The organism is Streptomyces sp. NPDC045701, from assembly GCF_056432045.1.
This window is the reverse complement of sequence record NZ_JBWKJV010000070.1, coordinates 1-14,132: the sequence shown is the minus strand read 5'-3', so window position 1 is coordinate 14,132 and position 14,132 is coordinate 1. Positions and strand designations below refer to the sequence as shown.

At 73.4% G+C, this 14,132-nt stretch carries 12 protein-coding genes, 2 tRNA genes and 1 pseudogene; 8 read left to right on the top strand and 7 right to left on the bottom strand.

What is annotated here, in order from left to right; all coding sequences use genetic code 11:
* Nucleotides 1-94: 94 nt before the first annotated feature.
* The 3 genes and pseudogenes from AC07DW_RS30960 to AC07DW_RS30950 all read left to right on the top strand — a co-directional run.
* Nucleotides 95-568: pseudogene (locus AC07DW_RS30960) on the top strand (replication initiator); the annotation flags it as partial.
* Complete coding sequence (locus tag AC07DW_RS30955) at nt 556-762, top strand: excisionase family DNA-binding protein (protein ID WP_469463530.1); 207 nt, start codon at nt 556-558, stop codon at nt 760-762. The pseudogene AC07DW_RS30960 and the gene AC07DW_RS30955, both read left to right, overlap by 13 nt.
* Nucleotides 759-1,985 carry a site-specific integrase gene (locus tag AC07DW_RS30950; protein ID WP_478860985.1) on the top strand — a complete coding sequence of 409 codons (1,227 nt, stop codon included), beginning with the start codon at nt 759-761 and terminating at the stop codon, nt 1,983-1,985. The genes AC07DW_RS30955 and AC07DW_RS30950 overlap by 4 nt, the downstream gene beginning before the upstream one ends.
* A gap of 78 nt (nt 1,986-2,063) precedes the next feature.
* Here AC07DW_RS30950 and AC07DW_RS30945 read toward each other — a convergent pair.
* Both AC07DW_RS30945 and AC07DW_RS30940 read right to left on the bottom strand, forming a co-directional pair.
* A tRNA-Arg gene (locus AC07DW_RS30945) sits at nt 2,064-2,136 on the bottom strand.
* A 298-nt stretch (nt 2,137-2,434) separates the two neighbouring features.
* Nucleotides 2,435-2,528 (bottom strand) — tRNA-Ser (locus AC07DW_RS30940).
* Nucleotides 2,529-2,754: 226 nt separating this feature from the next.
* Between AC07DW_RS30940 and AC07DW_RS30935 the strand changes: the two genes are divergently transcribed.
* Entirely contained in the window at nt 2,755-3,201 is a 447-nt protein-coding gene (locus AC07DW_RS30935; RefSeq protein WP_478860984.1) for an SSI family serine proteinase inhibitor, read from the top strand.
* An 87-nt stretch (nt 3,202-3,288) separates the two neighbouring features.
* The gene (locus AC07DW_RS30930) at nt 3,289-6,966 is read left to right on the top strand and encodes a response regulator (RefSeq protein ID WP_478860983.1); all 3,678 of its coding nucleotides are present in this window, start codon (nt 3,289-3,291) and stop codon (nt 6,964-6,966) included.
* Between the two features lie 145 nt (nt 6,967-7,111).
* Here AC07DW_RS30930 and AC07DW_RS30925 read toward each other — a convergent pair whose 3' ends face one another.
* Both AC07DW_RS30925 and AC07DW_RS30920 read right to left on the bottom strand, forming a co-directional pair.
* Nucleotides 7,112-8,758 (bottom strand): long-chain fatty acid--CoA ligase, encoded by a 1,647-nt coding sequence (locus AC07DW_RS30925; RefSeq protein ID WP_478860982.1) that lies wholly within the window; start codon nt 8,756-8,758, stop codon nt 7,112-7,114.
* 130 nt (nt 8,759-8,888) lie between these two features.
* A complete protein-coding gene (locus tag AC07DW_RS30920; protein ID WP_478860981.1) occupies nt 8,889-9,434 on the bottom strand; it encodes a SigE family RNA polymerase sigma factor in 546 nt (181 codons plus the stop codon).
* 660 nt (nt 9,435-10,094) lie between these two features.
* Between AC07DW_RS30920 and AC07DW_RS30915 the strand changes: the two genes are divergently transcribed.
* Complete coding sequence (locus tag AC07DW_RS30915) at nt 10,095-10,994, top strand: bifunctional DNA primase/polymerase (RefSeq protein WP_478860980.1); 900 nt, start codon at nt 10,095-10,097, stop codon at nt 10,992-10,994.
* Here AC07DW_RS30915 and AC07DW_RS30910 read toward each other — a convergent pair.
* Nucleotides 10,954-11,586 (bottom strand): LysE family transporter, encoded by a 633-nt coding sequence (locus tag AC07DW_RS30910; protein WP_478860979.1) that lies wholly within the window; start codon nt 11,584-11,586, stop codon nt 10,954-10,956. The two genes, AC07DW_RS30915 and AC07DW_RS30910, sit on opposite strands and share 41 nt — an antisense overlap.
* A 159-nt stretch (nt 11,587-11,745) precedes the next feature.
* Nucleotides 11,746-11,976: a hypothetical protein gene (locus tag AC07DW_RS30905; protein ID WP_478860978.1), complete on the bottom strand. Its 231-nt coding sequence runs from the start codon at nt 11,974-11,976 to the stop codon at nt 11,746-11,748.
* A 16-nt stretch (nt 11,977-11,992) separates the two neighbouring features.
* On the opposite strand from AC07DW_RS30905, the gene AC07DW_RS30900 reads away from it, so the two are divergent.
* Both AC07DW_RS30900 and AC07DW_RS30895 read left to right on the top strand, forming a co-directional pair.
* On the top strand, nt 11,993-12,490 hold the full coding sequence (locus AC07DW_RS30900; protein WP_478860977.1) for a hypothetical protein: 498 nt from the start codon (nt 11,993-11,995) through the stop codon (nt 12,488-12,490).
* Nucleotides 12,487-12,795, top strand: a complete 309-nt coding sequence (locus tag AC07DW_RS30895; RefSeq protein ID WP_478860976.1) for a transcriptional regulator — start codon at nt 12,487-12,489, stop codon at nt 12,793-12,795. The genes AC07DW_RS30900 and AC07DW_RS30895 overlap by 4 nt, the downstream gene beginning before the upstream one ends.
* 94 nt (nt 12,796-12,889) lie before the next feature.
* Here the strand turns inward: AC07DW_RS30895 and AC07DW_RS30890 are convergent, their stop codons facing one another.
* Entirely contained in the window at nt 12,890-13,102 is a 213-nt protein-coding gene (locus AC07DW_RS30890; protein ID WP_478860975.1) for a hypothetical protein, read from the bottom strand.
* Nucleotides 13,103-14,132: the final 1,030 nt, after the last annotated feature.

Sequence of the window (14,132 nt, the reverse complement as noted above, 5' to 3'; positions counted from 1 at the left end):
ACCACCCCCAACCGGCCGCACGACAAGGAAGCGGCCACAGGAGCGATCATGCCGGAACCGGCACACCCGTCACAGCGAATTGGGCAACGGAGTCAAGTACGCCACCAAAGCCGCCGAGACCACCGGCACCGTCGACCACCCGGTCGGCAACAAGGAAGCCCTCGTCCTCCTCGGCATCCCCGACCACCCCCGGCGGCTCATGGAAGCCTGCATGGACCTCGACCGGGCCTACCCGGACCGGCGCCTGCGGGCCTGGGCCCACATGCTCGGCTTCCGTGGCCACTTCTCCACCAAGTCCCGCCGCTACTCCACCACCCTCGGCGCCTTACGCCAGGTCCGCGCCGACTACCGCGCCGCCCAGCAACGCGCCGCACTCGGCCTGCCCGACCCCGACGAACACCCGGAGTCCACCGCCCTCGTCGTCGCCCACTGGGCCTACGCCGGACACGGCGCCACCCCCGGCGAATCCTGGCTCGCCGCCAACGTCCGCCGGGACCTCCAGCACAACCGCGAACACGCCCGCGAGATCCGCGCCGAATTCGAAGGAGAGAACACGTGGCTGCCGTAGTCATCGAGCGGAAGTGGCACACCACCGCCGAGGTCGCCGAGATGCTCGGCTTCGGGCTGTCCAAGACCAAGATGCTCGTGCTCACCGGGGAGATCCGCTCGGTCAAGGTCGGCCGCAACCGGCGCATCCTTCCGGCCTGGGTCGACGAGTACGTCGAACGCGTCACCGCCGACGCCGAAGGGTGGGCGGCATGAGCGGGAAGCGCGGCAACGGCGAGGGCTCGATCTACCCGTACAAGAACGGCTACGCCGCCTACGTCTGGGTCACCAAGCCGGACGGCAAGCGGGCCCGGAAGTACGCCTACGGCAAGACCCGCGAGGAGGTCCACGAGAAGTGGCTCAACCTCCACGCCGAGGCGAAGAGGGGACCAGTCGCCACTCGGCACCGGACCCTCGCGGCCTTCCTGGCGTACTGGCTCGACTCCATCGTGCAGCCCAACCTGGCCCCGCTCTCGTATGTGTCGTACGAGGGGTACGTCCGGCTCTACATCGCCCCACACCTCGGTGCCAAGCGGCTGGACAAGCTCACCGTCCGGGACGTGCGGGAGTGGCTGACCAAGCTGGCGACCGTGTGCCAGTGCTGCGCTCAGGGCAAAGACGCCAAGAGGGCGCCCGGAAGCCGCCGGTGCTGCGCGGTCGGGGAGTGCTGTGAGTCGTACCCGTCCCGCCGGGTGATCCAGGGTTCCCGCGACGCTCTGCGGGCCGCTCTCACCCATGCGGTCGCAGAGGAGGAGATCAGCAAGAACGTCGCCTCCCTGGTGAAGGTCCCCAAACCGCGCCGCCGCCGGATCAAGCCTTGGTCCGTCGCGGAAGCGGGTCGGTTCCTCGCGGATGCCGCCGCCCGGGACGATCACCTCTTCGCGGCATGGGTGCTCGTGCTGTGCCTCGGGCTTCGCCGGGGGGAAGTCCTGGGCCTGACGTGGAAGTCCGTCGACTTCGAGAACGGGGAGCTGTACGTGGATCACCAGATCCAGCGCGCCGGGCGGCAGATCCTCCACCGCGAGACCAAGACCGAGAACTCGGACGACTTCCTGCCGCTGCCCGCGCTCTGCCTCAAGGCCCTTCGCATGCGCCGCGCCCAGCAGCTCGGCGACCGGAAGGCGGTCGGGGAGCTCTGGCAGGACACCCATGGGCTGATCTTCACCACGAAGTACGGCACCCCGATCGAGCCAGGGAACCTGACTCGGATGTTCGCGCTGCGCGCTCGCCGTGCCGGCCTTCGGGTGATCCCGCTGCGGAATACCCGGCACACATGCAGCTCGCTCCTGGTCGCGCTCAAGGTCCACCCGAAGGTGGCGCAGCGCATCCTCCGGCACTCGCAGATCGCGATGACGATGGAGGTCTACGCCGAGGCGAGCGAGGAAGAGGTGCGGAAAGCGATCGGCAAGCTGTCCGACGCGATGGGCGGCGCTGGCTGAGGGCGGTTGCTGTACTTCGCTGCTGTACGGCCCGGCAACGCAAGAGGCCCCGGATTTCTCCGGGGCCTCTCACCTGTGTGCACTCGGCAGGATTCGAACCTGCAACCTTCTGATCCGTAGTCAGATGCTCTATCCGTTAAGCTACGAGTGCTTGTGCTTCCCGGGCTTTTCTGCCCGGTCGGCGTTGCGGGAACAACATTACATGACCTGCGCCGTGACGCGAAATCCATTACCCACACCCCCTCTGACCTGCGAAAACGCGAAACATCCCTCGGATGGCCGAACGCGCGGAGGTCACCGTCGGCACGACTTCGGGGCCGATTGGGGGCCGGCCGAGGGGGTCGGACGGGCGGCCCGCCGGGGGTCGGTCGGGAGGCCGGGCGGGGCATGGCGGAGAGGGCCGGAAACGGCCGAAGCCCCGGCCGTGGGGCCGGGGCTTCGGGTGGTGCTGGCGGAGGCGGAGGGATTTGAACCCTCGATGGGCTTTAAGACCCAAACCGCATTAGCAGTGCGGCGCCATAGACCGGACTAGGCGACGCCTCCAGGTGTGCCCGCACCCGCGCCAGGGCGAGTGGTGCGTGCAGATGATGACACAGTCCAAGGGGGTGTCACCAATCGCTCCCCACGGTACTAGGCGTGCGGGGCGCAGGGCAAAGGCGTTCGGTGCCGCGCCCGGATGCCCCGGCTTGCGCAACGCGCGCGGGGCTGGAGCGTTAGTGGGGTGAGGGATGCCGGGCATCCCGACGGATCCGTGACCCCAGGAGTTCGTATGCTGCGTCGCCTCGTCCTCGCCTCCGCCGCGTCGCTCGCCGCGCTCGGTGCCGCCGCCCCCGCCGCCATGGCCGGTGGCGGACCACTGCCGCTGCCGCTGCTGTCGGGGACCGACTCGCTGACCGTCACCGTGAAGAACTCGGGCAACCCGATGGCGGACGGCACCTTCGAGCTGAAGTGCGGCCTGCGGACCGCCGAGGGCAACCACCCCCGGGTGCAGGGGGCGTGCGACCGGCTCGGCGAGCTGGCCGAGGAGGGCCGGGACCCGTTCGCGCCCGTCGCCAAGGACCAGATGTGCACCCAGCAGCACGGCGGGGCCGCCACCGCGCACGTCACCGGGACCTGGCAGGGCCAGGATGTGGACGCCCACTTCAAGCGGACCGACGGCTGCGAGATCGCCAGGTGGGACGCCCTGAAGCCGGTGCTGCCGATGGCCAGGTCGTAGAGGAACCCGCACACAACCGCCGTCGGGCCCCCATCACCTGCCTTTAGACTCCCTCCAATGACAGGCCGAGTGGGAGGAAGCGTCGTCGTGAGCAGCAGGCCATCCCGAGGTGCTGCTCGCCTCGCAGCCATACTCGACGCGCTGCCGGACGGGCTCGTACTCGTCAATTGCAACGGCACGGTCGTCAACGCCAACACCATCGCCCTCGAAATGTTCGAGACGCCCGGCACGGCCCTGGTCGGGCGCGGGCTGCTCGACCTGCTGCCCGCGTTCGACTCCCGGCTCATCCCCGGTTCGATGCGCCGGCCCGAGGCCGCCGACGCGCGGGGCCGCACCAAGCCGGCCCGGATGGTGGCGCGGCGCACGGACGGCAGCGAGTTCCCGGTCGAGGTGACCAGCGCGAGCCTGGAGGACGGCCGGGAGGCGTACGACTCGTACGCGGCGGCCGGCGGGCACTCGTACACCGGCGACGAGCTGCTGATGCTCGTGGTGCGGGACCTCTCCGGGACGATCGACACCGAGGCCGAGCTGGCGCGCTCGCAGCGGCAGACCGAGATGATCCTGCGCGCCGCCTCCGAGGGCGTCGTCGGCACGGACACCGACGGGCGGATCGTCCTGGTGAACCCGGCCGCCGCGCAGATACTGGGCTGGCGGGCCAGCGACCTGGGCGGCAAGGAACTCCACGGCCTGATGCTGCACTCGCGGGCGGACGGGGAGGCCTTCCCGTTCGACGAGTCGCCGCTGGCCGACACGCTGCGGTCCGGGCGCAAGCACCGGGTGCGCGGCCAGGTGGTGTGGGCCAAGGACGGCTCGCCGGTCCCGGTCGACCTGACGACCGCGCCCGTACGCGACGGGGAACAGCTGGTCGGCGCGGTGATGACGTTCACCGACCGGCGCCCCTACGAGGAGCAGGAGACCCGGCACGCGGCCGAGGTCGCCGAGCTGACCGAGCGGCACGCCGCCGGGATGGCCGACCTCAGCGAGCGGCTGTCCGTCGAGATCGAGCGGCACGAGGAGCGGTACGCGGCACTGACCGCTCGGCACGCCCAGCTGACCGCCGTGCTGGGCGAGTCGCTGCGCGGACCGCTGGAGGAGCTGCGCCGGGAGCTGGGCACGCTCGCCGCCGACCCGGCCGGCCAGCTGTGGCCCGAGGCCAACCAGGTGCTGCACCATCTGGCCGCCGGGTACGCCCGGATGACGACGCTCGTGGACAACGTGCTGGGCTACCAGCGGCTGGACGTGGGCGAGGAGTCGCTGCGCAAGTCGAAGGTGCTGCTCGACGCGGTCGTTGCCGCCGGTGTCGAGGGCGCGGTGGAACTGATCGGCCCGGGGCGGGTGCAGTTCGCGGTGCACGCCCCGCCGATAGAGGCCGAGGTGGACGGCGTACGGATCTCGACCGCGCTCGCCCACCTGATCGCGGACGTCGCCGGGGTGGATTCGACCGGCAAGGCGCGGCCGGTACCGGGCGGCGGGTACGTCGACTCGACGATCGTCGTGGCGGCGGCGCAGCGCGGTGACGTCGTACGGATCGAGGTGCGCGGGCCGTACGCCGGGGGCGACCCGGTGCACGAGCCGATCGTGCGGGGGATCGTCCGGGCGCACGCCGGGGTGCTGCAGACGCACGAGGTGCCGGGGATGCCGGGCAGCGCGTACGTCCTGGAGGTGCCGCTGGGTGAGGGTGCCGGGACGGTGCAGCAGACGGCGGGCGCACCGGCCGCCGAGGCTCCGGTGGCGGAGGGTCCGCCGGCCGGGACGCCGTCGACGGACGCGCCGGTGGCCGCGGAGGCCGCCGCGCTCGCGGTTCCCGGCGGGGCGTCCGCGGGCGCGGTCGTGCCCGCGCAGGCGTCGGGCGACACGTCCGGCGGGGCCTCCGGGGGCGGGCGGCGCCGGGCGCGGCGGGCCTCCACGGACGCCTTCCTGGACAGCCCCGTGCTCGCCGAGGACCCGGTGGCGGCCAAGCCGACCGGGCGGCGGCGCGGGCGGCCGAGCCCGGCGGAGGCCGGGGGACCGGTGGCCGGGGTGCCGGCCGAGGGGTCGGTCGTGACGGCCGCCGAGAGTGCCCAGGGCCGGGCCGCCCTGGGTGAGACGGTGCCCCCGCAGGGCGTGCCGGCGGACGCGGTGCCGGTACCGGCCGCCGGGCGGCGGGCGCGGCGGGGCGACGAGGGCGGGATGCCCGCGCTGCCGGCCGGCCCCGCGCCGTCCCCGGTGCCCGCCACCGGCGTACCCGTCAACGGCGCCCAGGCCGTCGAACCGGCCGGGGGTCGCCGGGCCCGCCGGGCGCTCGGAGCCGCGCAGGACCGCCCCGCGCAGGACCGGACAGCGCAGGGCGCCGAGGGCGGTGGCCGTGCCGCGTTCGCGCTTCCGCCCGCCGAGGCGGACCGGCGCCCCGCCGCGCCCCGCCCGGAACCGGGTGCCGCCACGCACCCCGACGAGCGCCAGGGCGCCGGCCGCCACGACGCCGTGCCCGCGGTGCCGGACGCCGACCACACGCCGTCCCGGCCGCACCCGGTGCGACCCGCGCCCGGCCAGGCCACCGCGCCGGTCACCGCGCCCGCCCCCGACCCGGGGCCCACCGGACGGCGGCGCGCGGCCCAGGAGCCGGCCGGCGGGGCCGGCGCGGGGACCGGCTCCGTACCGCTGCCGCCGGAGGTGCCGGCCGGCGACGACGCGTCGAGCACCCAGGGGCGGGCGTTCAGCGTGCGCACCCTGGGCCAGGGGGTGCCGTTCGGCCAGCAGATCGGCCAGCAGGCGTCCTCGGGCTCCGGGCGGCGCCGCAAGCTGGCGACGCCCCCGGCGGAGGAGCCGGCCGACCGGCCGCACCCCCAGCAGCCGCCCGTACCCGCCCCCGCCCCACCGCCGGCCGCCGGCCCGGCACCGGCCCTGACCCCGCCGCCGCGGCTGTCCGCCCCGGCCGAGGGGCGGGCGTACGAGATAGGGGCACCGGACGAGGACGCGGCCGAGGGCCCGGAACCGCTGGACGGGCCGGGTGGCGCCGTCGAGGTGGCCAACGAGCCGGCCTCGCTGCCGGTCGACGACGAGCTGCCCCCGGAGCCGCTGGACAACCCGCGCCGGCTGCTGGTGTGGCCCGCGCCGGACGTCTCCACGCAGCAGGCGCTGAGCGAGCGCGGCTACCGGCCCGTGATCGTGCACTCCCGCGAGGAGGTGGACGCGCAGATCGCCGCGTTCCCGGCGGCCCTGTTCGTCGACCCGCTGACCGGGCCGATCACCCGTACGGCGCTCCAGGCGCTGCGCCAGGCGGCGGTGGCGGCCGAGGTGCCGGTGCTGCTGGCGGCCGGCCTGGGCCAGGCGACCCGGGAGGCGGCGTACGGCGCCGACCCGGCCGTACTGCTCAAGGCGCTGGCTCCCCGGGACAGTGAGCAGCACCCGTCGCGGGTCCTGCTCATCGAGGAGCAGGAGGAGATCGCGCTCGCGCTGACGGCGACGCTGGAGCGGCGCGGGATGCAGGTGGCGCGGGCGGCGACGGACAGCGAGGCGGTCACGCTGGCCGGGCAGATGCGGCCGAACCTGGTGGTGATGGACCTGATGCAGGTGCGTCGCCGGCGGGCCGGGATCATCGACTGGCTGCGGGCGAACGGGCAGCTGAACCGCACGCCGCTGGTCGTCTACACCTCGGCGAGTCTCCAGCAGTCGGAGCTGCCGAAGCTGTCGTCGGGCGAGACGGTGCTGTTCCTGGCGGAGCGGTCGACGAGCGCCGAGGTGCAGTCGCGGATCGTCGACCTGCTGGCGAAGATCGGCACGAACTAGCGGCGGGGGCGCCCCCGCGGTCCGTCGGAGCCGGACGGCGTCAGGGCCGGGTGGCCCCCTGGGGTCGTGACCCCTGGACCCCGGGGCCGGCGGGGCGCCAGGTCGGGCGGCCCCAGGGCCGGCGTGGCCCCGGGGCCGGGTGACGTCAGAGCTGGGTGACGTCCAGTTCACCGCTCGCGTACTGCCGGCGGATCACCTTCTTGTCGAACTTGCCCACGCTCGTCTTCGGTACGGCCGGGACGATCGCCCAGCGCTCCGGGAGCTGCCACTTGGCGATCGACTCGGCGAGGAAGGCGCGCAGCGTCTCGTAGTCGGCGGTCGCGCCCTCCTTGAGGACCACGGTCGCCAGCGGGCGCTCGCCCCACTTGTCGTCCGGCACGGCGACGACGGCCGCCTCGGCCACCTCCGGGTGGGCCATCAGGGCGTTCTCCAGCTCCACGGAGGAGATCCACTCGCCGCCCGACTTGATGACGTCCTTCGCCCGGTCGGTGAGCGTGAGGAAGCCGTCGGGGCTGATCACGCCGACGTCGCCGGTCTTGAGCCAGCCGTCCGGCGTGAACTTGTCCTCGGGCCGCAGGGGTTCGCCGGCCGCGCCGCCGTAGTAGGCCCCCGCGATCCACGGGCCGCGGACCTCCAGTTCGCCGGCGGACTCGCCGTCCCAGGGCAGGATGTCGCCGCCTGGTCCGGCGAGGCGGGCCTCGACGCCGGCGGGGAAGCGGCCCTGGGTGACGCGGTACGGCCACTCCTCCTCCGCCGTGAGGCCGGCCGGCGGGTTGGCCATGGTGCCCAGCGGGGACGTCTCGGTCATGCCCCAGGCGTGACAGAGGCGGACCCCGAGCTGGTCGTACGCCTCCATCAGGGACGGCGGGCAGGCGGCGCCGCCGATGGTGACGCTGGCCATCGACGACAGGTCGCGCGGGTTGGCGGTGACCTCGGCGAGGAGGCCCTGCCAGATGGTGGGGACGGCCGCCGCGTGCGTGGGCCTCTCGCGCTCGATCATCTCGGCGAGCGGGGCGGGCTGGAGGAAGCGGTCGGGCATCAGCATGTTGACGCCGGTCATGAAGGTGGCGTGGGGCAGGCCCCAGGCGTTCACGTGGAACTGCGGCACGACGACCAGGGTCGTGTCCTTGTCCGTCAGGCCCATCGACTCCGTCATGTTCACCTGCATGGAGTGCAGGTAGATGGAGCGGTGGGAGTAGACGACGCCCTTGGGGTCGCCGGTGGTGCCGGAGGTGTAGCACATGGCGGCGGCGGCGCGTTCGTCCAGCTCGGGCCAGTCGTAGGTGGCCGGGTGGCCGGCGATGAGCTCCTCGTACTCGTGGACGGAGGGCGCGACGCCGTCGAGGAGGGAGCGGTCGCCGGGGCCGGACACCACGACGTGCTCGATCGTCGGCAGGTGCGGGAGGAGCGGGGCGAGCAGCGGGAGGAGGCTGCCGTTGACCAGGACGACCCGGTCGGCAGCGTGGTTGACGATCCAGATCAGCTGCTCGGCGGGCAGGCGCAGGTTGAGGGTGTGCAGGACGGCGCCCATGGAGGGGATCGCCAGGTACGCCTCGACGTGCTCGGCGTTGTTCCACATGAGCGTGGCGACCCGTTCGTCGCCGGTCACGCCGAGTTCGTCGCGCAGTGCCCCGGCCAGCTGCGTGGCGCGGGCGCCGGCCTCGGCGAAGGTACGGCGGTGCGGCTCGGCCTCGCCGGTCCAGGTGGTGATCCGTGACTGTCCGTGGATCGTCATCCCGTGGCGGAGGATGCGGGTCACGGTCAGTGGTACGTCCTGCATGGTGCTCAGCACGGCGTCCTCCCGTTGGGCGCGCGATTCATGACCCGGGGGTGTCCCCCGGGCCGTGGCATCGAAGGTGTGCAGATCATGCGCACATACCAAGCGGTATGTCACTACCCGGGAGTAGATCGACCGGTACCGATCACCTTACGGGCGACAGCTCCGGATCCTCACGGAGTTTGCCGAGCGCCCGCGAGACGGCGCTCTTGACCGTGCCCACGGAGACCCCGAGGACCTCCGCCGTCTGGGCCTCGCTGAGGTCCTCGTAGTACCGGAGCACCACCATGGCCCGCTGGCGGTCGGGCAGCCTCATCACCGCGTGCCACATCGCGTCGCGCAGGGCCTGCTGCTCCGCCGGGTCGGGTGCGGGCGGCCCCAGGGGCTCGGGCAGTTCGTCGCACGCGAACTCGTCGACCTTGCGCCTGCGCCACTGCGAGGTGCGGGTGTTGAGCAGGGCGCGGCGCACGTAGCCGTCGAGCGCGCGGTGGTCCTCGATGCGGTGCCAGGCGACGTACGTCTTGGCCAGCGCCGTCTGCAGCAGGTCCTCGGCGTCGCTCGGGTCGGCGGTCAGCGACCGGGCGGTGCGCAGCAGCACGGGACCTCGGGCCCGTACGTACGACGAGAACGAGGGGTATCCGGTGGCGGCTGAGGACGCCCCGGTGCAGACGGGGCCGGCGGTCGCGGTCATGCGTCCACGCTAGGAGCGGCCGCCGTCCGGGGGATCGCCCACAGGTGCCGAACCCGCGTCCGCCTCAGGTCGTAGTGCCGCGGTCCGGCGCACCTCCTGGAGGTGGAGGAGCGGGCCGCGCCGGATCGGGGGGCGGGGACGCGGGGCGTACCGGCAGGGGCCGGCGGCCGTCCACCGGGGGCGTGCCGGGGACAGGACGCCGGACGGCCCGTGCGCCGGTACCGGAGTACCGGCGCACGGGCTGCCGCCGTCCACCTCGTTCCCCTTCCCCCGGGCCGGTCCTACCCCGCCGGCAGGGCGGCGGGGACGACGGGAGCGGTACCGGTACGGATGTTTGTCATGCGGGTCCTCCAGTGGCTGTCTGCCTGCCTACGGCCTGTTCCCGCGCGGTGGGCCGACCGCTCCGGGCGAGTTCTCGACGTCGCGGTTCAAGAGTTGCCCACCGCATCCCCGGCGAACCAGACCCGAGCGGCCATTTCGCCCGCAAGCGTGAGGACATGTCGATAAACCCCCACACCCGTACGAAACCGCAGCTCACAAAAGGCTCGGCCGCCGCGCGAGGCGGGCAGGCCGCCCGGGTGCGCCGAGGAATCGTTCCGGCGCATTTCCGGCCATTCACGCCCTCTTCCCTTTCTCGAACGTACATACGAACATGGCGCCATGGCCGCTTCCGACCGGCGCACCTCCACCCTGGCCCTGGCCCACGCGCTGTCCGCCGCCGAGCGCGGAGTGCCCGTCTTCCCCCTGTCGCCGTCCAAGCTGCCCGCCCTGCCGTCCCCCCACCGGAACGACCCCGAACCGGTGCGCTGCCGGGGCGAGTGCGGTCTGCCGGGGCACGGCGTCCACGACGCGACCACCGATCCGGCCGCCGTACGCGCCCTGTTCGCCCTGGCCCCCTGGGCGACCGGTTACGGCATCGCCTGCGGCCGGCCGCCCCACCACCTGATCGGCGTCGACCTCGACACGGACCCCGCCGTCCTCCGGCGCCTCGCCCGGGAGCACGGCTTCACGATCCCGGGCACGGTCACCGTCCTCACCCCCAGCGGCGGCCGGCACCTGTGGCTGGCCGGCCCGCCGGGCGTCGCCGTCCCGAACTCGGCCGGCCGACTCGCCCGCGGCGTCGACATCCGCGGCTCCGGCGGGTACCTGGCCGGCCCCGGGTCGGTGGCCGCGCGCGGCGCGTACCGCCTGGCCCCCGGCACGGCGGCCCTGCCCCCGGCACCGTGCCCGCCGGCCCTGCTGCGCCTGCTCGCCCCGCCGTCACGGCCCCCCGAGCGTCGGCGGCGGCCCGCGCCGCACGGCGGGGGGCGGACCGGTCCGGCGCCGCACGGCGAGGGGCTGATCCGCTTCGTCCTCGCCGCGCGGCCGGGACGGCGCAACTCCGGGCTGTTCTGGGCGGCCTGCCGGGCGTACGAGGACGGCGTCGGCGACGCCCTCGCGGACGCCCTCACCGACGCCGCCGTACGCACCGGCCTCACCGCTCACGAGGCGCGCGCCACCATCGCCTCGGCGGCCCGCCTCACGGCGCCGAGAGGAGCAGGTGCCCCGCGAGCGCGATGATCAGCGTGCTGGACGCCAGCGCGGTGCCGAGCCGCCCCCGGCTCCCGGTCAGCGCCCTGCCCAGCAGCGCCCCGCCCCCGGCGAGCAGCAACTGCCAGCAGGCGGACGCGAGGAAGGCGCCGAGCACGAAGGCGCCCTGCTCCGGCGGTCCCGGGCTCCCGGTGGTGCGGCCGCCGATCACCAGCGCCACGAAATAGACGACGGTCATGGGGTTGAGCAGCGTGATGCCGAGCAGCGCCAGGTACGCCCGCAGCGGCCCGACCCGCACGTCGTCGTCCCGCGCCACCGCCCGCCGCCCCCGGTGGCGCCCGATCGCCACGGCAGCGCCGCGTACCGCCACCACCACCAGCACCAGGGCCGACAGCCACCGCAGGGGCACCACGGCCGGCTCGACGAGAGGTGCCGCCGCCGCCCCGCCGACGGCGGCGACCAGCGCGTACAGCCCGTCGGCGGTGGCCACCCCGAGCGCGGCGCACGCCCCGACCTTCGGCGACGTCCGCGCGCTGAGCGCCACCAGGTACGCCCCGACGGCCCCCACCGGCACGGCGATCCCGAGCCCGGCGAGCGCCCCCGCGACCAGCGCGCCGATCACGACAGGGCGGCAGCCGGCCTCCACCAGGACCCGTACTGCTGCTGCTCGCGCACCGATCGGTCGGTGGCGGTCGGCGGCAGGAGAGGTGTCAGGGAGGTCATGACCCGATGCTGGCGCGCGCCGGACGGGCCCGGCAACGCCTTTTCCCCGGCCGCCCGCCTACACGTTGTCCAGCACGCCGCCGAAGAAACCGGCCACCCGGTGCCTCACCTTGTGCCAGCGGTTGCAGTACTGCCTCGGAAACCAACGGCGGTTCTGCACCAGCGGTCGGTGACACGACCTGCACAGCACGGTCCGGCCCCGGTCGGCGAAATCCCCCATGCGGCGACTGTATCCGGCCGCGCCAGTTTCCATACCGGAAAGTTTCCACTTGCCGCCATGGAAACTCACCTCTAGAGTTTCCATCATGGAAACCAACGGGGATGTCATCCGTCCGACCGCGCGGCAGGCGCTCGCCGCCCTCACCGAAGCCGAGCAGGTCTCGGCGTCGACCGCCGCTCTGTCCGCCACCCCGTGGCCGCGCTGGTTCGCCACCGCGCTCACGCTCTACACCGCCGCCATACCGCCGGTGTACGGAGGGACGCTGGCGGACCACGAATGGCTGTTGCCCCGGGCGGTGTGGAGCGTGATCCTGGTGGTGCTGACGGCGGCGTTCCTGTCGCTGTTCGCGGCCGCGGCCTCCAACTGGCGCAAGAAGACCGGCGTGGCACTCCGCTTCGACGTCCTGCCCAAGCGCGTCACCCTGCCGCTGGTGACCGGACTGCCCGTGGTGCTCCTGGGGTCGGCCATGGTCTTCCGCGCCACCCACGAGCCGTTGTGGCTGTTCGCCGCGTCCGCCGTCGGCGCCGGGACGTCGGTCGCCTTCCACCTCGTCTTCGTCCGGCTGCACCGGAAGGCCTCATGAGCGACTCCACGGCGCCCGACCCCATGGACGGGTTCGACACCACCATCCACGCCCCCAACCGGCTGCGGATCTGCGCCCTCCTGGACACCGCCGGGGAGGCCGAGTTCGCCACCGTCCAGAAGCAGTTGGGCGTCTCCGCCTCGGTGCTGAGCAAGCACGTCACCGTTCTGGCCGACGCCGGCTACGTCGAGCAGCGCACGGCGGTACGCGACACCCGCCGGCGCGTCTGGCTGCGCCTGACCCGCCCCGGCCGCGACGCCTACCACGCCCACCTCGCCGCCCTGCGCGCCATCGTCGGCTCCTGACGCGGCCGGTCGGGGTGAGCCCCTGGGACAGGCCGGTGGATCAGCCCGGCCCGACCTGCCGGGGCACGCGAGCCCGGCAAGATCGGCAAGACACCTAAACCCCGAACCCGAGCAGGGCCACTTCGAGAGGCAGGGCCGGCCGGGCCGGCAGCGCGGGCGGCTCCTGGCCCTGCCCGGTGTGCGTGGCCGGTACGGCTCGCAGGGCCCCCACCCCGTCGGCGCCCCACCGCGCCCCCGTCGGCGGCAGCGTCACACGCCGACCGTCACCGAGGGTGGTCTCGAGCTTCATCGGGTCGTTCACCGTCATGGCAACTCCCTTTTCGCGGCAAGCCTCACCCCCAAGGACGACCACCCGCCCCCCGAGGTTCCCCACCCGCGATCCGTGGCCTACGAACGTCGCGGGCGACTTTGCCCGGCGCGTGGGAGCTTCCGTCCCGTCCACCGCCGGCCCGGGAGGAGCCGAGCGGAGGTCGACACCGAGGCCGCTGTTGGTGGCTGTCGCTCACCCAACAGCGGAGCGAGAGGGTCCTGGGTAAGCAGGTCCGGTGCGGCCAGGGTCTCGTCGTAGGCCGGGCGCGGGAAGACGTGGGGACCCGGGGGGCGGTTCACCCCGCTCCGGCCGCCGGGGCTGGTGGAAGCCGGACCAGGCGTGCTGCCCCAGCGGGAACTCCTCGTGCGCCCGCGGCGGGTGGGGTTTCTGCGTCACCCCCACCCCGGCCACCCGCACCTCACGCCCGGGGGCCTCCGGATCGGCGGTACCGCAACAGAACGGCCGTGCCCCGTCCGTGCCCGGCAGAACGGGAGTCCCGGTCACTCACAGGCACCGGCCATGACGAAGGCCCCGAACCAATGGTGCTGGTCAGGGGCCTTCAACCCGCGGTGGGTGTGGGATTTGAACCCACGGTGACATCGCTGCCACGACGGTTTTCAAGAGCGTCGCACCATGAGCCTCCGCAGGGCCCTGGCCTCTATCGATACGCAGCCAAGTGGCTCACCTGTCTTTGCTGGCCCAGACATGGCCCACAGCCCTTGGTAGAGCGAGGCCGAGCAAACTATGCAGATGTAGACCGACACTCGCTTTAGGGCGTATCGAGTCGTGATCAACCCGAGGGATTCGCGCTCACGGTGAGGGCGAATGCGGTAGTCCGGAGTGCATGACGCGGAGACAGTTGTCGGACGAGGGCTGGGAGTGCGTTGAGGCGTACCTGCCGGTCGGCGTCTACGGCTCGTATGCCGCACGACTGAGGTTTTCTCAGCGAAATGATCTCGCGGCTGCTTGGACGTGAAGCCGGCTGCGGGCAGACGTGAAGCCCCTGGTAGGACAGGTCTCTCACAAG

Excerpts from the sequence above, each read along its gene's own strand:
- AC07DW_RS30950 (WP_478860985.1), top strand. The coding sequence starts at position 759 with ATGAGCGGGAAGCGCGGCAACGGCGAGGGCTCGATCTACCCGTACAAG.
- AC07DW_RS30935 (WP_478860984.1), top strand. The coding sequence starts at position 2,755 with ATGCTGCGTCGCCTCGTCCTCGCCTCCGCCGCGTCGCTCGCCGCGCTC.
- AC07DW_RS30920 (WP_478860981.1), bottom strand. The coding sequence starts at position 9,434 with ATGACCGCGACCGCCGGCCCCGTCTGCACCGGGGCGTCCTCAGCCGCC.
- AC07DW_RS30915 (WP_478860980.1), top strand. The coding sequence starts at position 10,095 with ATGGCCGCTTCCGACCGGCGCACCTCCACCCTGGCCCTGGCCCACGCG.
- AC07DW_RS30900 (WP_478860977.1), top strand. The coding sequence starts at position 11,993 with ATGGAAACCAACGGGGATGTCATCCGTCCGACCGCGCGGCAGGCGCTC.
- AC07DW_RS30895 (WP_478860976.1), top strand. The coding sequence starts at position 12,487 with ATGAGCGACTCCACGGCGCCCGACCCCATGGACGGGTTCGACACCACC.
- AC07DW_RS30890 (WP_478860975.1), bottom strand. The coding sequence starts at position 13,102 with ATGACGGTGAACGACCCGATGAAGCTCGAGACCACCCTCGGTGACGGT.